Source organism: Streptomyces sp. CB02980, assembly GCF_014451325.2.
Lineage (GTDB): Bacteria > Actinomycetota > Actinomycetes > Streptomycetales > Streptomycetaceae > Streptomyces.
The window spans coordinates 1-19,763 of record NZ_JACSCH020000040.1 but is presented as its reverse complement, the minus strand read 5'-3'; the positions used below and the strand labels follow the sequence as shown (position 1 = coordinate 19,763).

Annotated in this window: 15 protein-coding genes; 12 read left to right on the top strand and 3 right to left on the bottom strand. The window is 71.6% G+C overall.

Annotated elements, in window-relative coordinates; translation table 11 throughout:
- The 3 genes from E0F75_RS39400 to E0F75_RS39390 form a co-directional block, all read left to right on the top strand.
- The coding region (locus tag E0F75_RS39400; RefSeq protein ID WP_267500082.1) for an acyltransferase domain-containing protein at window positions 1–3,504 on the top strand (3,504 nt) is incomplete at its 5' end.
- A 76-nt stretch (window positions 3,505–3,580) separates the two neighbouring features.
- Window positions 3,581–4,417, top strand: a complete 837-nt coding sequence (locus E0F75_RS39395) for an arylamine N-acetyltransferase (RefSeq protein WP_308189664.1) — start codon at window positions 3,581–3,583, stop codon at window positions 4,415–4,417.
- 19 nt (window positions 4,418–4,436) lie between these two features.
- Window positions 4,437–5,699, top strand: a complete 1,263-nt coding sequence (locus tag E0F75_RS39390; RefSeq protein WP_229315855.1) for a 3-deoxy-7-phosphoheptulonate synthase — start codon at window positions 4,437–4,439, stop codon at window positions 5,697–5,699.
- A 99-nt stretch (window positions 5,700–5,798) separates the two neighbouring features.
- Here the strand turns inward: E0F75_RS39390 and E0F75_RS39385 are convergent, their stop codons facing one another.
- Window positions 5,799–6,773 (bottom strand): zinc-binding dehydrogenase, encoded by a 975-nt coding sequence (locus E0F75_RS39385; protein ID WP_229315854.1) that lies wholly within the window; start codon window positions 6,771–6,773, stop codon window positions 5,799–5,801.
- A 325-nt stretch (window positions 6,774–7,098) separates the two neighbouring features.
- Here E0F75_RS39385 and E0F75_RS39380 point away from each other — a divergent pair, with 325 nt between their 5' ends.
- Together E0F75_RS39380 and E0F75_RS39375 are read left to right on the top strand one after the other, a co-directional pair.
- Window positions 7,099–8,499, top strand: coding sequence for a condensation domain-containing protein (locus E0F75_RS39380; protein ID WP_229315853.1), 1,401 nt, complete (start codon window positions 7,099–7,101; stop codon window positions 8,497–8,499).
- A gap of 28 nt (window positions 8,500–8,527) precedes the next feature.
- Entirely contained in the window at window positions 8,528–9,214 is a 687-nt protein-coding gene (locus E0F75_RS39375) for an SDR family NAD(P)-dependent oxidoreductase (RefSeq protein ID WP_229315852.1), read from the top strand.
- Window positions 9,215–9,336: 122 nt separating this feature from the next.
- On the opposite strand, the gene E0F75_RS39370 is transcribed toward E0F75_RS39375, so the two are convergent.
- Both E0F75_RS39370 and E0F75_RS39365 read right to left on the bottom strand, forming a co-directional pair.
- Complete coding sequence (locus E0F75_RS39370; protein WP_229315851.1) at window positions 9,337–10,527, bottom strand: cytochrome P450; 1,191 nt, start codon at window positions 10,525–10,527, stop codon at window positions 9,337–9,339.
- A 61-nt stretch (window positions 10,528–10,588) separates the two neighbouring features.
- Window positions 10,589–11,587 carry an acetamidase/formamidase family protein gene (locus tag E0F75_RS39365; protein WP_229315850.1) on the bottom strand — a complete coding sequence of 333 codons (999 nt, stop codon included), beginning with the start codon at window positions 11,585–11,587 and terminating at the stop codon, window positions 10,589–10,591.
- A 221-nt stretch (window positions 11,588–11,808) separates the two neighbouring features.
- Between E0F75_RS39365 and E0F75_RS39360 the strand changes: the two genes are divergently transcribed.
- From E0F75_RS39360 to E0F75_RS39330, 7 genes are all read left to right on the top strand, one after another.
- On the top strand, window positions 11,809–13,380 hold the full coding sequence (locus E0F75_RS39360) for a class I adenylate-forming enzyme family protein (RefSeq protein WP_229315849.1): 1,572 nt from the start codon (window positions 11,809–11,811) through the stop codon (window positions 13,378–13,380).
- Between the two features lie 166 nt (window positions 13,381–13,546).
- On the top strand, window positions 13,547–15,370 hold the full coding sequence (locus tag E0F75_RS39355; RefSeq protein WP_229315848.1) for a non-ribosomal peptide synthetase: 1,824 nt from the start codon (window positions 13,547–13,549) through the stop codon (window positions 15,368–15,370).
- Between the two features lie 59 nt (window positions 15,371–15,429).
- The gene (locus E0F75_RS39350; RefSeq protein WP_229315847.1) at window positions 15,430–16,818 is read left to right on the top strand and encodes a cytochrome P450; all 1,389 of its coding nucleotides are present in this window, start codon (window positions 15,430–15,432) and stop codon (window positions 16,816–16,818) included.
- A 70-nt stretch (window positions 16,819–16,888) separates the two neighbouring features.
- Window positions 16,889–17,101 carry an MbtH family protein gene (locus E0F75_RS39345; protein WP_229315846.1) on the top strand — a complete coding sequence of 71 codons (213 nt, stop codon included), beginning with the start codon at window positions 16,889–16,891 and terminating at the stop codon, window positions 17,099–17,101.
- Entirely contained in the window at window positions 17,098–17,865 is a 768-nt protein-coding gene (gene fabG / locus E0F75_RS39340) for a 3-oxoacyl-ACP reductase FabG (RefSeq protein WP_229315845.1), read from the top strand. The genes E0F75_RS39345 and fabG overlap by 4 nt, the downstream gene beginning before the upstream one ends.
- Before the next feature lie 122 nt (window positions 17,866–17,987).
- Window positions 17,988–19,160: an acyl-CoA dehydrogenase family protein gene (locus E0F75_RS39335; RefSeq protein WP_229315844.1), complete on the top strand. Its 1,173-nt coding sequence runs from the start codon at window positions 17,988–17,990 to the stop codon at window positions 19,158–19,160.
- A gap of 34 nt (window positions 19,161–19,194) precedes the next feature.
- On the top strand, window positions 19,195–19,763 hold a 569-nt coding region (locus E0F75_RS39330), incomplete at its 3' end, for a carboxyl transferase domain-containing protein (protein WP_308189663.1).

Here is a 19,763-nt window from a genome sequence, read left to right as displayed (position 1 = left end):
GAGGGGTTCGCGGGCACGGGCAGTGCGGGCAGTGTGGCCTCGGGCCGTGTGTCGTACGTGTTCGGGTTCGAGGGTCCTGCGGTGACCGTGGACACGGCGTGTTCGTCGTCGTTGGTGGCGATCCACCTGGCGGCGCAGGCGCTGCGGCAGGGCGAGTGCACGATGGCACTCGCCGGCGGAGCCACCGTCATGTCCACCCCTGACACCTTCATCGGCTTCTCTCGCCAGCGCGGTCTGGCCGCCGACGGCCGGGTCAAGGCCTTCTCCTCCTCCGCCGACGGCACCGGTTGGGCCGAGGGTGTGGGTGTCCTGCTGCTTGAGCGGCTCTCGGACGCCCGCGAGAACGGCCACCAGGTACTCGCGGTGGTGCGGGGTTCGGCGGTGAACCAGGACGGTGCGTCGAACGGTCTGACGGCTCCGAACGGTCCTGCGCAGCAGCGGGTGATCCGCAAGGCGCTGGCCGGTGCGGGTCTCTCGTCGGCGGATGTCGACGTCGTCGAGGCGCACGGCACCGGCACCAGGCTCGGCGATCCGATCGAGGCTCAGGCGCTCCTTGCCACCTACGGCCAGGGGCGTGAGGCCGACCGGCCGCTGCTGCTGGGCTCGGTCAAGTCCAACATCGGGCACGCGCAGGCCGCTTCGGGCGTGGCGAGCGTCATCAAGATGGTCGAGTCGATGCGGCACGGCATTCTCCCGGCGACGCTGAACGTCGATGAGCCGACGCCGCAGGTGGATTGGTCGGCCGGTGCGGTGGAGCTCCTGACGGAGTCCCGGGCTTGGCCGGAGACGGAGCGTGCGCGCCGGGCCGGTGTGTCCTCGTTCGGTGTCAGCGGTACGAACGCGCACGTGATCCTGGAGCAGGCGCCGGAGGAGGCGGAGGCCGCCGTCGCGCCGTTCGACGGTGATGCGGTGCTTCCGTTCGTGGTGTCGGCGAAGGGTGCGGGTGCGCTGGCCGGGCAGGCGAAGCGGCTGGCTGCGTTCGTCGAGGCGGGCGAGACCGTCTCGCTCGCGCAGGTCGCGGGGTCGCTCGTCTCCGGTCGTGCGGTGCTGTCGGATCGTGCGGTGGTGGTGGCGGGTTCGCGTGAGGAGCTGCTGTCGGGTCTCGGTGCGCTGGCGCGCGGCGAGTCCGAGGGTGGTCGTTCTGCTGCTCGTGGTCGTTCGGCGTTCGTGTTCCCGGGTCAGGGCGCGCAGTGGGTCGGCATGGGTCGTGAGCTGTTTGACTCGTCCGTGGTGTTCGCGGGTCGGGTGGCCGAGTGTGAGCGTGCGTTGGCTCCGTTCGTGGAGTGGTCGCTGACCGATGTGCTGCGGGGCGAAGCCGATGCGGCGCTGCTGGAGCGGGTCGATGTGATTCAGCCGGCGAGTTTCGCGGTGATGGTGTCGCTGGCGGCGGTGTGGCGTGCGGCGGGTGTCGTACCGGATGCGGTGCTTGGGCATTCGCAGGGTGAGATCGCTGCGGCGTGTGTGGCGGGTGCGTTGTCGCTTGAGGATGCGGCGCGTGTGGTGGCTCTGCGCAGCCAGGCGATCGGCCGGGTCCTTTCGGGCGCGGGCGGTATGGCGTCTGTCGCTCTGGCAGAGGCCGAGGTCCGGGAGTTGCTGGTGGAAGGCGTCGAGGTCGCGGCCGTCAACGGCCCCACCTCGGTCGTGATCGCCGGTGACGCCGAGGCTCTGGACGGTCTCCTGACCGCCTTGGAGGGTCGGGGCGCCCGTGTCCGGCGGGTCGCGGTGGATTACGCGTCCCACACCCGGCACGTCGAGGCCGTCGAGGACGTGCTCGCTGCCGAGCTCGCCGGTGTGACCGCGCTGGCTCCGGAGATTCCGTTCTTCTCGTCCGTCGACGGCGCCTGGATCGAGTCCGAGGGTGTTCTTGACGGTGGGTACTGGTACCGGAACCTGCGGCAGACGGTCGGCTTCGAGCCTGCGGTCCGTGCGCTGATCGGTGAGGGCTTCGGCGTCTTCGTCGAGGTCAGCCCCCACCCCGTCCTCCTCCAGCCCGTCTCCGAGATCGCGGACACCGCGGAGATCACCCCCCTGCTGGTGGGGTCCCTGCGCCGGGGCGAAGGCGGCATGCGGCGCATGTTGGCCTCGCTCGCCGAGGCGTTCGTGCGCGGTGTCGACATCGACTGGACGGCCGTACTGCCCACCGGGTCCGCCCGGCACCGGCACGACCTGCCCACGTACGCCTTCGACCACGAGCACTACTGGATCCAGCGCACGAAGTCGGCCACGCCTGCGGGCTCGTTCGGTCAGACCGAGTCCGATCACCCGCTCCTCGGCGCCGTCGTCGAGCTGCCGCAGTCGGACGGGCTGGTCTTCACCTCCAGCTGGTCCCTGCGGACGCACTCCTGGCTGGCCGACCACGCCGTCCACGGCGCGGTGCTGGTTCCTGGTGCGGCCTTCGTCGACCTGGCCATCCGGGCCGGCGACGAGTTCGGCTGCGAGGTGCTGGACGAGCTGGTGACCGACGCTCCGCTGGTCCTGCCGGAGGAGGGTTCGGTCCGGGTGCGCGTCACCGTCGGAGGCGAGGACCCGATGGGACGTCGTTCCGTCGAGGTCTACTCCTCGTCCGGGGATGCCCGTGAAGCCGGTCAGGGTGGCGGCCGGGAGTGGACCCGGCACGCGTACGGCACCCTGTCGCCCGAGGCGCCCTTCGCGGGTGCGGGCGACGGCGACGGTGCCGACCTCGCGCAGTGGCCGCCGGCCGGTGCCGAGCCCGTCGACCTCGCCGACCTCTCCGCCGTGCTCACGAAGAAGGGGTACGCGCACGGGCCGGCCTTCCAGGGCCTGCGTGCCGTCTGGCGCCGCGGCGAGGAGCTCTTCGCCGAGGCCGCCCTGGCGCAGAACCAGCAGGCGGAGGCGGGCCTGTTCGGTCTGCACCCGGCCCTGCTGGACGCGGCCACGCAGCCCGCGCTGTCCGAGGCCGGCGACGAGGAAGCGCCGATGGTCTCCGCGTGGCACGACGTGGTGCTGCACGCCGAGGGCGCCACGAGTCTGCGGATCCGGCTGGTCAGGACGGGCTCCGACACGCTGTCGTTCGCGGCGGTCGACGAGACGGGGACGCCGGTGCTGACGATGCGGTCGGTGGTCGTGCGGCCCGTCTCCGCCGAACGCATCGGGGCCGCCTCGGTCGGCGCCGGGGAGCGCCTCCAGCGGGTCCCGGCCCGCAGGAGGCGCCCGACGGCCCAGGCCCCGGTCTCCGTCGACGAGCGGCGTGCGCTGGCGGACCGGCTGGAGACGCTGCCCGCCGCCGAGCGGAAGGAACTCCTGCTCGACGTGGTGCGTGCGCAGATCGCCGCGGTCCTCGGATACGCCACCGCTGATCGGCTCGGCGCTGACCAGGGGCTCTTCGAGATCGGCTTCGATTCGCTGACCTCCATGCAACTGCGCAACAGGCTGGTCGAGTTGAGCGGCACGAAGCTCCCGTCGAACGTGGTCTTCGAGTACCCGACGCCTTCGATGCTCGCGACGTTCCTGCACGAGCGGACGACCGACCGGCTCGCCGGCTGACGACGTCTCCCCGAGAACCGGCCTCGGCGCCGGTCGCCCCAGTGGCGACCGGCGCCGAGGCCACCTGACGAGAAATGTGGTGAGGAAATTGTTCGACGTCGACGAATACCTGCGGTGCATAGGTCATGAGGGAGAGGCGAAGCCGGATCTCGACACGCTGCGGGCGCTGCACAAGAAACACCTCATGGCAATTGCCTACAACAGCGTCAGTTCGCTCACCCGTCCGCCGTCACGGCGGGGCACCGGAGTCGACCTCGTCGACATCGACGAGGACGCCACATTCGACGCGGTGATCGCCGAGGGCCACGGCGGCGGCTGTATTCAGCTCAGCCGCCTCTTCTTCCGGCTGCTCCGGGAATTGGGTTTCGACGTCGCCCTGCTCGGCGGCAGCACCGTCGAAGGAGCGCAGCTCTTCGGTACGGAGGTCGAGCACATGCTCCTCCTCGTCACGCTCGACGACGAGCGATGGCTGGTCGACGTCGGCTACGCGGGACCGTCGTTCCTGGAACCGCTGCGGGTCGGCGAGGAGATCCAGGTCCAGTACGGCGTCCAGTACCGGCTCGTCGAGGACGCCGGGAGCCTCGTCCTGCGGCGCTGTGCGCGAGGCGGCCGCTGGCACGTCGTCTACCGCTTCACGCTGGCCGTCCGGGAGCCCGCCGCCTGGTCGGAGTTCGAGCGCAAGGTCAACGAGAAACTGCGCCCGACGGAACCGGGTGCGGGCGGTGCGGGCGGTGTGGGCGGCGCCGGCGGCGGGCTGCTGCTCTGCAGCCGTGCCGTGGACGACGGCCAGGCCGTCCTGAAGGGGCGGCGGTACCTGACGGTCCGGGACGGCCGCGAGCAGGTGCGCACTCTCGTCGACAACGACGAGTACGAGAACCTCGCCGCGGGCATCCTCGCCGGCCCCGTCGGCTGAGCGGCCCGCCGTGCCCAACGTGACCCTGCTTCCCCTGCCCGTCGAGGATCTCGCCGGCGCCCTCGTCGACGAGGGCCCCGACACGGCGCACGCCGTCCGGGAGCGGCTGCGCGCGGCGCCGCCCCTCGTGGCGCAGGCCGAGACGGAGCTGCTGTCGGCGAGGCTGGCGGCGGTGGCCCGGGGCGAGGCGTTCCTGCTCCAGGGCGGTGACAGCACCGGGCCGGCCACCGGGGACGTACAGGTCCACCTGGAGGCGCATCTGCGCGTGCTGCACCAGACGGGCGTCGTCGTCATGTACGCGGCCGGCCTGCCGGTGGTGAAGATGGCCCAGGTCTGCGGGCCCTACGCCCCGATCCACCGCCTCGCCGACGACGGCATCCCGCGCGGCCACGCCCTGTCGGCGGCCACCATGAACCTGTTCCGGGGACTGTGCCGCGGCGAGACCGCCGGCCTGGAACGGATCCACGGCTGGAACACGGAGTTCGTCAGGACCGCCGCCGGCGCCCGCTACCGGCCCCTCGCCGACCGGATCGGCCGCGGCCTGCGCTTCATGGCGGCCGGCGGATTCACCGACCGCACCGCGAGCACGGCCGAGCTGTACACCTCCCGCCGGATGCTGGCCCCGGGCCACGAGCGGGCCATGATGCTGCCGGACACCGAGCTCGGCCGCCCGGCGGGCCCGGACGCGGCGGCCGCGGGCCCGGCGACCCCCCTCGTCAGCGGCTCGGCGCACTTCCTGTGGCTCGACGCCCACGACGCTCGGATCGACGACTCGTACGCGGCCCTCGTGCGGCGGGCATCGAACCCGGTCGGTCTGCGGATCGGCCCCGACACCACCCCGGCGCACGCCGCCGAACTGGTGGAACGCTTCGACCCGCACGCCGTCCCGGGGCGTCTGACGCTGACCTGCGCGATGGGGAGCCGGTGGGTCCGCGATCTCCTGCCGTCGGTCGTCGAGCGGGTCGAGGCGGCGGGCCGGCAGGTCGTCTGGCAGTGCGACCCCCTGTACCGCAACCCCCGGGACTTCGAGGGCGCGCTCGACGAGCTCGCCGGCTTCTTCGAGGTGCACCGCGGCCTGGGCACGCACCCCGGCGGAATCCGAATGGAGACCGGCGGAGTCGGAATGCGAAGGGAGACCGACGGCATCCGGGTGGAGACCGACGGTACGCGCGAGACCGCCGCCGGGCCGCGACTCCCCGGGCCGCGACTCCCCGGGCCGTGCCTCACCGGGGCGCAGGCCGTCGAGCTCGGTTTCCGTACGGCGGAGCTGCTGGGCACGTGAACGGAGCCGGCACAGGCAGGTGCCGGCACAGGCGAAGAGGCGGTGCCCGGGGGTCTCCCGGGCACCGCCTCTTCGTGGGTCAGCGGGCCGCCGCCCGCCTCACGGCCAGGTGAGGACGAGGTTGCCCCGCACATCGCCGTCCGACAGGCGCTTGAACGCCGCGGGCGCGTCCTGCGCCGACATCACCTCGTCCACCAGCGGTCTGATGCCCGTCGTGTTCATCAGCGCGAGCATCCGCGCGTACTCGTCCCGCGTGCCGCTGAACGAACCGACGATCTTGATCTGGTGGAAGTAGATCCGGTGCAGCCGCGCGGGCGACACGTCGCCGGTGGTCGCGCCGGCGACGACGACCGTGCCGCCGTTGCGCACGCTGCGCAGCGAGTGCGTCCAGGTCGCCCGGCCGACGCTGTCGACGACGGCGTCCACCTGCTCCGGCAGCTCGGCATTGGTCTCGAACGCCTCATGGGCGCCGAGCCGCCGGGCCAGGTCCCGCTTGTCGGCGGTACGGCTCGTGGCGTACACCCGGAGTCCGGCGGCCGCGCCCAACTGGATCAGCGCCGTGGACAGTCCACCCGCGGCACCCTGCACCAGCACGGAGTTCCCGGGGAGCAGCTCGGCCTTGGTGAACAGCATCCGGTACGCGGGCAGCCACGTGCACATCAGGCAGGCGGCCTCCTCCCACGTGAGGTGGTCCGGGACCGGCAGCAGGCTGTGGGCGGGCGCCGCGATGTACTCGGCGAGCGTTCCCGGCCGTGCCCCGACGAGCTGCGCGGCCGGCAGGACGAGCGTCTCGTCGGTGGTGCCCGGAGGGGAGTCCAGTACGGGGTAGAGCGTCACCCGGCGACCGTCCGGATCCTCACCGGCGGCCTCACAGCCCAGGATCCGCGGGTACTTGTCGTGGTTCAGCCCGACGCCCCGCAGGGTCCACAGGTCCTTGTGGTTGAGGGAGACGGCCCGGACCCGGACACGTACCCAGCCCTCGGGCACCACGGGATCGGGGCGCTCGCCGATGACGAGTGCGGACAGCGGATCGTGGTCGTCCGGGTGGGCTGCGTAGACGGCTTTCACACGCATGCCCTCTCGCGTCGTGCCTGAATGGGCGGTGGAATGTCGCGACAGTGCATGAATCTCCTCACGCAGTGGTCGGTCAGCAAGGGAAAGGCGAATGCAGCACTTTCTTGGACGCACTGGCTGTGGAGTCCTGTCATGCCATTCGGTGACGTTAGTACCGGGCGGTAGGGCCACACCATCCCTCAGCCTGGTAGGACCCGGTGGCACCCGGCCGGACCGGCCGCTTTCCCGCCGACTTCTCCCGCGGAACTACCAGGCCGAGGGATGTGGAAATGCCCCGGCCGCTTTAGCGTGACGGCGCCGAGTCATGTCTGGAGAAATGATCTGTATGCGACGCAAGCTGTCACTGTCGGAAATCCTGTACGTCGGTGAGATCAGGACCCTCGCGACGACCGTCTGCACGGTACGCGGCGAGGTCGACGAGGAGTTGCTGGCCGCGGCGTTCGCCGCGAAGGTCGCCGAGCACCGCTCGCTCCGCAGCCGGGTGGTCCGGGACGGCGACGAGGTCTTCCTCGATCTGCTGGACGAGGAAGAGCTGCCGCGCCTTGCGGTGCACCCGGCCGGACCCACCGACCTGACCGACCAGCTCAACCGGCCGCTGCCGGCCGGCGGACCCCTGGTCCGCGCCACCCTCTTCCGCGGCGACGGCGAGTCGACGTTCGTCCTCGGCATCGACCACGTCATCTGCGACGGGCACAGCGCCACCGTCCTGTGCAACGAGATCTGGAGCGCGTACGCCGGGATCCAGGACGGCACGTACGAGGCCCCGCGGAGCGCGGGGGAGTCGTGGCCCGTGGCCGTCGACGATCTCCTCGCGCCGTGCTCCGACGAGGACCTCGCCGCGTACGTGAAGGACCGGACCGAGCGGACCTCCGAGCACCCCCTTGCCGTGCTCCCCTTCACGGCGGACGCGTCGCCCCAGGACGGACAGCCCCAGGACGGACAGTTCCGGGACGGACAGTTCCGGGACGGACAGTCCCAGGACGGACAGCTCCAGGACGGACAGCTCCAGGACCGTCGGCCGCAGGACGGGCGGCCGCAGGGCGGGGCTCTGATGGACGTGCGGCGCGTCCGCCTGACCCGCGAACAGACCGACGCCCTCGTCGGTTTCGCCAAGAGCGTCGGCGTCTCCGTACACGGCCTGGTCGGGGCGGCCCTGCTGACCGCGGTCAGGGACGGCTACGGACCCGGGTACGGGACCGATCACCGGCTGAGCTTCGTCTCCCCGGTCGACCTGCGCGCCCGGCTGACCCCCGCGCTCGGCCGCGACGTGCTGATCCCCGCCGCGTCCTGGTACCTCGACGTCGTCGACGTACCCGCCGGAGTCGATCCGATCGAGCTGGGCCGCCGGATCACCGGTCGGCTCCGCGACGGCATCGAGCGGGGCGAACCGGCCCGGGAGCTCCAGGCCCTGCCCCTGCTGCTCGCGAACCCGGCCGTGCTGACGGCCAGCCTCGTCATGCCCAACGTGGGCAGCGTCGCGGGTCCGCCCGCGCCGCCCGGCCTCGAGATCACCGACATGCGCAAGTTCGCCATCTCCTCCAAGTGGGTCCCGGAGGCCGGTGCGGGCGCGCTGGTGGCGTCCCCGATGACCGTGTACGGCCGCCTCAGCATCGAGATGCCGTACAGCGCCAGGTGCTTCACCCCCGCCCGGATGAACGAGATCCACGACCACGTCCTGGCCACCCTGCTCTCCTTCGTGGAGCGCGCCCCGGTGTCCGCGGTCTGAAGCCGACCTGTCGAGAGAGGAACGAACCATGGCTCGAGTCGCAATGGTGACGGGCGCGGCGCGGGGCATCGGCGCCGACGCGTCCGTACGGCTGGCCGAAGACGGCATGGACATCGCCGTACTCGGTACGGACGAGGCCGCGCACGCCGACACGCTGAGGCGGATCACGGAGACGGGGCGGCGGTGCGTGTTCGTGGCCGCGGACGTCGCCGACGCGGCCTCGGTCGACAGCGCGCTGGCCCGGGTCCACTCCGAACTGGGCGATCCGGTCGTCCTGTTGAGCTGCGTAGGAGCCGTCGATCGCGGTCCGCTGCGCGAACTCTCCGACCAGGACTGGACCGAGGCCGTCGGCGGCCCCCTGCGGGGGGTGTTCGTCACCAGCCGCGCGGTCGTCGACCCGATGATCAAGAACGGTGGGGGGCGGATCCTCACGCTGGCCGACGTCGCGGGTGGCGGAAGGCCGGGGGCGGCGCGGAACTCGGTCGTCGAGACGGGCCTCGCCGGGTTCACCAGGACGATCGCGCTGGAACTGCGGCCGTTCGGCATCACGGCCAACGTCGTCGCTCCGGAGCCCTCCGCCACGGACCTGACCGCCACGCCCGCCGCCGGCGGATCGACGTACGCGGCGGGGGCGCTCGACGCCGTGCGGTTCCTGGCCGGGGACGGGGCCGCGGCCGTGTCCGGCCAGATCGTCCATGTCGCCATGACGGCGTGACGCCACGTCGCCACGTCGGTGTGACGGTGTGACGTGAGCACACGGCCGTGACGCGGAACGACGGAGCGGGCCCGGAGGATCTCCGGGCCCGCTCCGTCGTGTGCGACGCGCTGGTCAGTCCGTCACCAGCGGACGGGCAGTTCGAGCAGGCTCACCACCGTGGAGCGGCCCCGCAGCGGGACCTCCTCCAGCGGCACGGCCAGTTCGAGACCGGGCAGCTCCTCGACCAGGGTCCGCAGACCGGAGCCGATGACGATGCGCGCCAGGTTCTGGCCGAGGCACATGTGCACGCCGTAGCCGAAGGCCATCTGCCCCGACGTGTCGCGGTCGAAGTCCAGCGCGTGGGGGCAGCCGAACTTGGCGGGATCACGGTTGGCGGCGGGCAGCGACACGGTGACCGTGTCGTCCTTCCTGATCGTCTCGCCGCCCAGCTCGATGTCCTCGAGCGCGGTGCGGAAGATCTGGTACTGGTTGACCGTCGTGTAGCGGAGCAGCTCCTCGACGGCGTTCGCGGACCTGGGGTTCGCCCGGAACTCGGAGAGTCGCTCGGTGTGGTGCAGCAGTGCCAGCGTGCTGCACGTCAGCGCGGCCTCCGTCGTGGAGTAACCCGCGACGAACACCAGGAGGATCATGTTGGTGATCTCCTGGTCCGTCAGCTGGTCGGCGGCGATGAGCCGGCTCAGCATGTCGTCGCCGGGCTCGTTCCGCTTCCGCTCGACGAGCTCGCGCACGTAGAAGAACGACTCGCGCGCGGCGGCGAACTCGTCCTCCAGCTCGATGCTCTCGTCGTTCGAGGTGTCCGGCAGCTGGGCGATCTTCTCGCACTCCTCGTACGGAATGCCGATCAGCTCACAGATGACCCGGAGGACCAGGGGCCGGACGAAGGAGGCGACGAGGTCGGCCGACGTGCCCTGCTCGCGCACCGCCTTCAGCTGCTCGGCGGCGAGGACGTCGACGCGCTCCGCCCACTGGTTCATCCGGCGGGTGGTGAATTCACCGGTCAGCAGCTTCCGGTACTTCGTGTGCTCCGGCGGGTCCATGTGAATGAACATGCCGGGCATCGCCGGCAGCGGCGGAATCTGCTTGCCCTTTTTGGTGATGGGGAAGTGGCCGATCCCGTAATTGTGGCTGAAGACGGGATTGCTGAGGATCTCCCGGGACAGCTCGTGGCCGGTCACCAGCCAGCCGACATGGCCGCTCGGGTACGTCATTCTGGTCAGTGGCCGTTCCCGGCTCAGGTCCAGCAGAAGGGTCGGCGGATCGAAATGATCCGTGCGGTCCCAGTGTTGCTGATAGGTTATCGGCTCGCTCATCGCGGCATCCTTCTCGATATCGTGCGTACGCGGTGGGGGTGGGGGTTCGGCGGTCCGGCCGTCATCGGGTCGACGGCCGCAGCCAGGCGCCGATCCGCTCCTGGACCTCCGGCGGGAAGACGTCCTTCGGCACCATGCCGTGGACCGTCTTCGGGGGCAGCGCGCTGTACGAGGAGCCGCGCTGGTCCGCGTACTGCGTGATCCGGAAGCTCACCGCCATGCTGCACAGCGCGTACGCCTCCGCGGCCGTGATCCCCGCCGCGGCCGGCAGCCAGGCCACCAGCCCCCGCAGGCAGGCGAGGAGCGCGTCGTCGAGGCTGTCGGCGAAGCCGAAGCCGATCCAGTGCGTCCCGGTCTCGGCCAGCGGGGCGTCGAGCGCCACGGACTTGTGCAGGTCGTAGCGGATCCGCAGGTCCTCCGCGGCCGACTTGATGCCCGTCTGGTCCACCATGCCGTCGCCCTGCACCGCGTGCACGTCGCCGACCCAGACCCGGCCGCCCGGCTTGGCCACCGGCAGGAACAGCGAGGATCCGACGGTGAGTTCGCGCAGCACGAGGTTGCCGCCGTACGGGCCGGCGAGCAGCGCGCTGACCGGCTCGTCCCCGGCCGGCTCGACGGCCGTGATCCCGAGGAACGGAGCGAGGGGGAGCGTGGTCCCCTGGGCGTAGGTCGCCGTCCGGCGGTCCTCGTCGAAGCGGAAGTAGTGCATGTACGGCTCGGTGAAGTCGTCACGCAGCGCGCCCGAGCCCGGGTGCGAGGCGTTGCAGCCCCAGTCGCGGGTGCGGAGCGCGGTGAGCCGGCACTCGATCACATCGCCCGGCTCGGCGCCCGCGACCTCCACCGGGCCCAGGAGGGGGTACGGGTTGCCGGGATTGCGCCGGCGCACGTCGACCAGTTCCTCGAAGGACATCCCGAACGCCAACTCGTTGTTCCAGTTGGTCCAGGTGTCGGGGTAACTCACCACATCGCCGGATTCAATCTTCGCGACCGCAGGGGCCCCCGGGTCGAGTACGCCGGAACGCACAGTGACGGGTGTCGACTCGACCGTGTGTATCTCCATGGCGGACGACGCTAGGACAGGCGTCGACCGAATATCAAGGCATTCCGGATGGCGTTCTCACGACTACCAGACCTGGGGATGTCGGGGCGTCCGCTCCGCGTCTATCTTGAGATCTGGTGAACGACCATTTCAGCGGGCCCAATACGCGAGGCCGGAACGCCGTGCCTCAATTGACTGATGCGCTGACGGCCTCGCCCCCACGAGCCGAATGGAGAACGTGGTTGCAAGGCAATAGTCATTACGTCCGGCAGATCCTGGACGCGCTCGGTGCCAATCCCCTGAATGCACCCCTCATATGCGAGGACGTGCCCACCACCGCCGGATCCCTCGCCGATTCGGTCACCTCGGCCGCCCACACCATGCGCGCGCAGGGCGTGGGCCGCGAGAGCGTGGTCGCCGTCCTGACCAACGCCAACACCCCGGCGACGCTGATCCTGCGCTGGGCGGCGAACCTGCTCGGCGCCACGGTGGTCCACCTCAGGGGGGTCAACGCGGTCAACCCGCTCGACCAACTGCCGCTGGACCTCCAGCTCGACATCCTCACCGACGTACGGGCCACCCTGGTGGCCGTCGACGCCGACAACGTCGGCCGCGGCCGTGAGCTGTGCGACGCGCTGAAGACCCGGCCGCTGCTCGCCGGGCTCGGTGCCTTCGGCCCCGACATCGTGGACCTCACCTCCGCCCCCGCCGACGCCTTCGACCCGGAGACCGCCGAGACCGGCGACATCGCCGTCGTCACGTACACGAGCGGATCCACCGGCCGTCCCAAGGGGGTCAGTTGGGCGTTCGAGGTGAAGAACGACATGGTGGCCACCTCGGCGGCCCGAGGCGTCCCCGCGAACTGCCTCGTCACCGCGCCGCTCACGCACTCCAGCGGCTTCGCCGCGGACGACACCGTCATCACCGGCGGCCTCGTCGTCCTCCAGTCCGCCTTCGACGCGACCGAGGTCCTCCGGGCGATCGGCCGGTACGGCATCACCCGCCTCGTGCTGTCCGCACCCCAGGTGTACGCGCTGACCGAGCACCCCGCCATCGGCAGCACCGACCTGTCGACCGTTCGGGAACTCTTCTACACCGGCAGCGCCGCGTCCCCGGACCGCATCGGCAAGGCCGTCGAGGTGCTCGGCCCCGTCATCATGCAGGTGTACGGAACGAGCGAGAGCGGCCTCATCAGCCTCCTGCTCCCGGACGACCACCGCGACCCCGCCCTGCGGGCCACGGTCGGCCGCCCGCCCGAGGGCGTACGCGTGACCGTCCGGGACCCCGGGGACGGCCGGATCCTGCCGCCCGGCGAGGCCGGCGAGGTCTGCGTCATCTCCCGCTGGTCGATGGAGCGTTACTGGAACGAGCCCGAGCTCACCGCGCGCACCGTCCGCGACGGCTGGATCCACACCGGCGACATCGGACACCTCGACGACGCCGGCTACCTCCACCTGCACGGCAGGATCGCCGACGTCATCAAGACGAACGGCATCAAGGTCTACCCGGCATCCGTCGAGCGGGCCCTGCTGGACCACCCCGCGGTCGCGGAAGCGGCCGTCTTCGGTGTCGAGGACGTGGACCGGCTCGAACGGATCTGCGCCGTGATCGTTCCGACGGCGGGCGCCGCCCCGGACGCCGGCGAGCTGCGCCGGCACGTGAGCGAGCGGCTCACGCCGAACCACGTACCGGCCGACATCGAGCTGCGTACCGCACTGCCGGTCCTCGCCCTCGGCAAGCCCGACCGGCTGCGGCTGCGCGCCGAGGCCCGGGAGCGGTTCGCCATCGCCGACGCCGGCTGGCCGGTGGCCTGACATGCCGGACAAGCCCGACGCGCCTGCCATACCCGCCCCTTCAGCCACACCCGAAACACCCGCCACATCCGAAGTACCCGCCACACCTCACACGACGAAGCCGAACGCGACGACGGGCGGTACGGCCGCGTCGTCCGAGACCGCCCCCCTTGAGGAGAAGGACGGCATGGCCACCACCACACACGGCACGGGGAACGACAGTGGCCCCGGACAGGCCCCGGTCACCCTCGCCGAGCTGCTGGAGCGGCGGACCAAGGACTGTCCCGACGCCACCGCGCTCGCCTCCGCCGAGGAGACCCTCACCTACGAGGAGTTCAACGGTCGTGCCAACCGGCTCGCCCAGCTCCTCCTCGCCCACGGCGCGGGCCCCGAGAAGCTGGTCGCCCTGGCCCTGCCGCGCTCGGTCGACATGGTCGTCGCCACCCTCGCGGTGGCCAAGACCGGCGCCGCGTTCCTGCCGGTCGACCCCGCCTACCCGGCCGACCGCATCGCCTTCGTCCTCGCCGACGCGGCCCCCGCCCTGGTGGTCACCGCCCGCTCTTCTGCCGAGCGGATCCCGCAGGGCCCCGAGCTCGCCCGCCTCGTCATCGACGAGCCGGAGACCGCCGACCGGATCTCGGCGGCCCCCGACGCGAACCCGGCGCTCGTCGAGCTGAACGCCCCCCTGAAGGCGGCCGGCCTCGCCTACGTCATCTACACCTCCGGCACCACCGGCACGCCCAAGGGCGTCGCCGTCACCCACGCCGGCCTCGCCGGGCTCGCGGCAGCGACGGTCGAGCGGATGGCCGTCGACGCCGACAGCCGGCTGCTCCAGTTCGCCTCACCGAGCTTCGACGCGTACGTCTTCGAACTGCTGGCCGTCCTCGAAGCCGGCGCGGCCCTCGTCGTCCCGCCGCCCGGCGCCCTCGCCGGCGAGGCCCTGACCGAGGTCCTCACCGGGCTGGACGTCAGCCACGCCGTGCTCCCGCCGGTCGCCGCCGCCAGCGTCACCGCCGCGGAACTCACCGGAGTACGCAGCCTCCTCGTCGCGGGCGAGGCGTGCACCGCCGAACTCGTGAAGCGCTGGACGGCGGGGGACCGGCGCATGATCAACGCGTACGGCCCGACCGAGGTGACCGTCTGCGCCACCATGACCGAACCGCTGACCGCGGCCGGGACCCCCTCGCTCGGCACCGCGATCCCCGGCGCCCGGGTCCACGTACTGGACGCGGAACTGCGCCCCGTACCCGTGGGGGAGACCGGCGAGCTCTACGTCAGCGGCACCGGCCTGGCACGCGGCTATCTGCGACGCCCCGCCCTCACCGCCGAACGCTTCGTCGCCGACCCCTTCGCGGCCGACGGGTCCCGGATGTACCGCACCGGCGATCTGGTCTCCCCGCGGCCCGACGGCGGCCTCGACTTCCACGGCCGGGCCGACGACCAGGTGAAGCTCCGCGGGTTCCGCATCGAGCTCGGCGAGGTGGCGAGCGTCCTGGCCGGGCACCCCTCGGTCGACCAGGCCGTGGCCGTCGTCCGCGAGGACCAGCCGGGGAGCCGGCAGCTCGTCGCGTACGTGATCGTCGGCCAGACCTACGGCAAGCCCGCCCCGGGCTCGGCCGAGCTGCGCGAGTTCGCGGCCCGCAGCCTGCCGGAGCACATGGTGCCCGCCGCCTGCGTCACCGTCACGGCCTTCCCGACGACCCCCAACGGGAAGCTCGACCGACAGGCCCTGCCGGCCCCCGAGACCACCGCCGACACGGCCGGAAGGGCGCCCGGCACCCCGGCGGAGGTGGCCTTCGCGGCCATCTTCGGCGAGCTGCTCGGCGTCTCCGATGTCCGCGCCGACAGCAACTTCTTCGCGCTCGGCGGCCACAGCATGCTCGCCATCACCGTCATCCTCAAGGCGCGGGAGGCGGGTTACTCCATCTCGCCCCGCGAAATGATCAGCAACCCGACCGTCGAGGCGCTCGCCGCGGTCGCGAGCGGCGCCGACGCCGCGGCGGAGCGATGAGGGCGAAGCCCGGCTCCCCTTCCGACCCCGCCGACGCGCACCGCGGACTGGAGACACCGATGACCGAGACACCGACGACCGAGGCACCGATGACGACGACCGAGGCACCGAAGACCGGGACACCCACCACCGGGGCACCGGAGACCGGCACGCAGAAGACCGAGGCCCCGAGGGCCGGTACGGCGACGCCCGTACCCCCGCACCAGACCAAGCCGATGGTCGACCCGGCCGAACTCGAGAGCCTCGACCTCGCCGACCCCGTGCTCCACGCGGAGCGGGACCTGACCGAGGTGTGGCGCCACCTCCGCGCCGAACGCCCCATGTACTGGCAGGAGGCGCGGGGCTCCCAGCCCGGCTTCTGGGTGGTCAGCCGGCACCAGGACGCCATGGCCGTCTACCGCGACAAGGAGCACTTCACCACCGAACGCGGCAACGCCCTGGGCACGCTGCTCACCGGCGGCGACTCGGCGGCCGGGACGATGCTGGCCGTGACGGACGGCGTCCGCCACTCCCAGATCCGCAACATCCTGATGAAGGCCTTCTCGCCGCGGATGCTGCACGACATCCGCGAAGGCCTGCGCGAGACCGTCGACGGCCTCCTCGTGGACGCCATCGAGAAGGGCGAGTGCGACTTCGCGGAGGACGTCTCCGGCAGCGTCCCGCTCGGCGCGATCTGCGACCTGCTCGGCGTGCCGCGCTCGGACCGCAAGTACCTCCTCGGCCTCACCTCCCGGGCCTGGAGCAGCGACCACGCCGACGCCCCGCCGGAGGACAGCTGGACCGCCAAGAGCGAGATCCTGCTGTACTTCGCGGACCTCGCCGCCACCCGCAAGCACAGCGAACACGACGACGTCGTCAGCCTCCTCGCCAACAGCCAGATCGAAGGCGAACGCCTCAGCGACGCCGAGCTCATGGCGAACTGCTACGGCCTGATGATCGGTGGCGACGAGACCGGACGCCACGCCATCACCGGCGGCCTGCTCGCGCTGAAGCAGTACCCCGACCAGTGGAAGGCCCTGCGCACCGGCGAGGCGAAGCTCGACACCGCGGTCGAGGAGATCCTGCGCTGGACCGTGCCGTCGATCCACGGAGGCCGCGCCGCCACCGGCGACGTCGTCGTCAACGGGCAGCTGATCAAGGCCGGCGACGTGGTCAGCGTCTGGATCTCCTCGGGCAACTTCGACGGCGACGTCTTCGCCGACCCGTACCGCTTCGACCTGAACCGCACGCCCAACAAGCACCTCACCTTCGCCCACGGCGCGCACTTCTGCCTGGGGCACTACCTCGCCCGCATGGAGATCGAGGCGGTCCTCGACGGCCTCCGCCGCATGGTCACCGACATCGAGCAGACCGGCCCCGAGAGCTGGATCTACTCGACGATCCTGCACGGCATGCACTCCCTGCCGGTCTCCCTCAAGCCCGACCCCAGCGGCATGCCCAAGCGCTGACCGCGCCCGCCCCGTCGCGGGTGCCCACCGCGATGCCGCCCCAGAGACGCCGCCCCAGAAAGGTGCACCCATGTCCCACCCCTTCGAGGACCGAGACGGCAGCTACCTCGTCCTGGTCAACGACGAGGAGCAGTACTCCCTCTGGCCCGCGTCCACCGCCGTACCGGCCGGCTGGCGCAGCGTCATGGGGCCGGCGGACCGGGCGGCATGCCTGGACCGCGTCGAGGCCTCGTGGCTCGACATGCGCCCCAAGAGCCTGATCGGGTCGACGGAGGGCGCATGACCCCGGGCAGCCTCCGCGCCGGCTCCGTGGCGGTCGTCACCGGAGCGGGCCGGGGCATCGGCGCCGCGACGGCCGAGCGGCTCGCGGCCGACGGCGCGGCCGTCGTCGTTCTCGACCTGACGGAGGGCGACGCGGCCGACACCGTCGACGCGATCCGGGCGACGGGCGGTCGTGCCACGGCCATCGGCTGCGACGTCACCTCCTCCGAGCAGGTCGACGCCGCGATCGACCGTACGGTCGCGGAGTACGGACGGCTCGACGTCCTCGTCAACAACGCCGGCGTCCTCCGCGACACCATGCTCTTCATGATGAGCGACGACGACTGGGACACCGTCGTCGACGTCCATCTGAGGGGCGCGTTCCTGTGCGCGCGCGCCGCGCAGCGGCACATGGTGCGACAAGGGTCGGGGAAGATCGTCAACCTGAGCTCGGTCGCCGCCGACGGCAACCGCGGCCAGGCCAACTACGCGGCCGCCAAGGCGGGTGTGCAGGGCCTCACCCGCACCCTGGCGATCGAGCTGGGCCCGTACGGGATCAACGTCAACGCCATCGCTCCCGGCTTCGTGGCCACGGCGATGACGGACCAGACCGCTCGCCGCACCGGTGCCGATCCGGAGGAGTTCCGGCGGGCGGCGGCCGCAAGGTCGCCGCTGCGCAGGGTCGGCTCGCCCGAGGACATCGCCGCGGTGGTGTCGTTCCTCGCGGGCGAGGACGCCGCCTACGTCACCGGCCAGACGATCCACGTGGACGGCGGGCCGCAGTAACCCTGCCCCCGCCTTCTCTCCGGTGCCGGCGTACAGCGCTGTACGCCGGCACCGTCCCCTCTCCATGCCGCCCCCGCCATCCCCGCGCCCGGCTGTTCCGCCCGGGCCCCAGGAGGATTCCCATGCTTGATCACCGACTCTCCTCCGAGTACGAGGACCTTCGCCGCACCGTCGCCGCCTTCGCCCAGGACGTGGTCGCCCCGAAGATCGGCGCGTACTACGAGGAGCGACGGTTCCCGTACGAGATCGTCGCGGAGATGGGCCGCCTCGGGCTGTTCGGACTGCCCTTCCCGGAGGAGTACGGCGGCATGGGCGGCGACTACTTCGCGCTCTGCGTCGCCCTGGAGGAACTGGCCCGCGTCGACTCGTCCGTGGCCATCACCCTGGAGGCCGCGGTGTCGCTCGGCGCGATGCCGATCTATCGCTTCGGCACGGAGGAGCAGAAGCGGGAGTGGCTGCCGAGGATGTGCTCCGGGGAGATCCTCGGCGCCTTCGGCCTGACCGAGCCGGAGGCCGGCTCGGACGCGGGCGGCACGCGGACGACGGCCGTGCGCGACGGCGACGAGTGGGTCATCAACGGCTCGAAGTGCTTCATCACCAACTCCGGTACGGACATCACGGGTCTGGTGACCGTCACGGCGGTCACCGGCCGCACCGGGTCCGATTCCTCCGGCTCCGGCCGTCCGCTGATCTCCTCGATCATCGTTCCGTCGGGCACGCCGGGCTTCACGGTCGCCGCCCCGTACTCCAAGGTCGGCTGGAACGCCTCGGACACCCACGAGCTCTCCTTCGAGAACGTACGGGTCCCGCTCGCCAACCTCGTCGGCGAGGAGGGCCGCGGCTACGCCCAGTTCCTGCGCATCCTCGACGAGGGCCGCATCGCGATCGCCGCCCTCGGCACGGGTCTTGCCCAGGGCTGTGTGGACGAGTCGCTCGGGTACGCGCGGACCCGGCAGGCGTTCGGCCGCCCGATCGGGGCCAACCAGGTCATCCAGTTCAAGATCGCGGACATGGAGACGCGCACCCACATGTCGCGCCTCGCCTGGCGGGACGCGGCCTCCCGACTGCTGCACGGCGAGGCGTTCAAGAAGGAGGCCGCGATCGCCAAGCTCTACTCCTCGGAGGCCGCGGTCGACAACGCGCGTGAGGCGACACAGATCCACGGCGGATACGGCTTCATGAACGAGTCGGCGGTGGGCCGGTTCTGGCGTGACTGCAAGATCCTGGAGATCGGCGAGGGGACCTCGGAGGTCCAGCGGATGCTGATCGCGCGGGAACTCGGAATGGCGTCATGACGCAGCGGACACCGACGGGCCGGGACGACGCGCGATGACATGGCAGGCATCCCGTGCACCTGTGCTGGCGAGTGCGGCGGATCCCGCCTCGCCGGCCTGGCAGGCGAACGAGGCGGCGCACCACGAGCTGGCGGCTGTTCTGCGTGCCAAGCTCGCGGCGGCGGCGCTGGGCGGCGGTGAGAAGTCCCGGGCCCGGCACACCGCGCGCGGGAAACTGCTGCCGAGGGACCGGGTGGACACCCTCCTCGACCCCGGCTCCCCCTTCCTGGAGCTGGCGCCGCTCGCGGCGAACGGGATGTACGGCGACGCGGCCCCGGCGGCCGGCGTCATCGCGGGCATCGGCCGGGTCTCGGGCCGCGAGTGTGTGATCGTCGCCAACGACGCGACGGTCAAGGGCGGCACGTACTACCCGATGACGGTGAAGAAGCACCTCCGGGCCCAGGAGGTGGCGCTGGAGAACCGTCTCCCCTGCCTCTACCTGGTCGACTCGGGCGGCGCGTTCCTGCCGATGCAGGACGAGGTCTTCCCCGACCGGGAGCACTTCGGCCGGATCTTCTACAACCAGGCCCGGATGTCCGGCGCGGGCATCCCGCAGATCGCGGC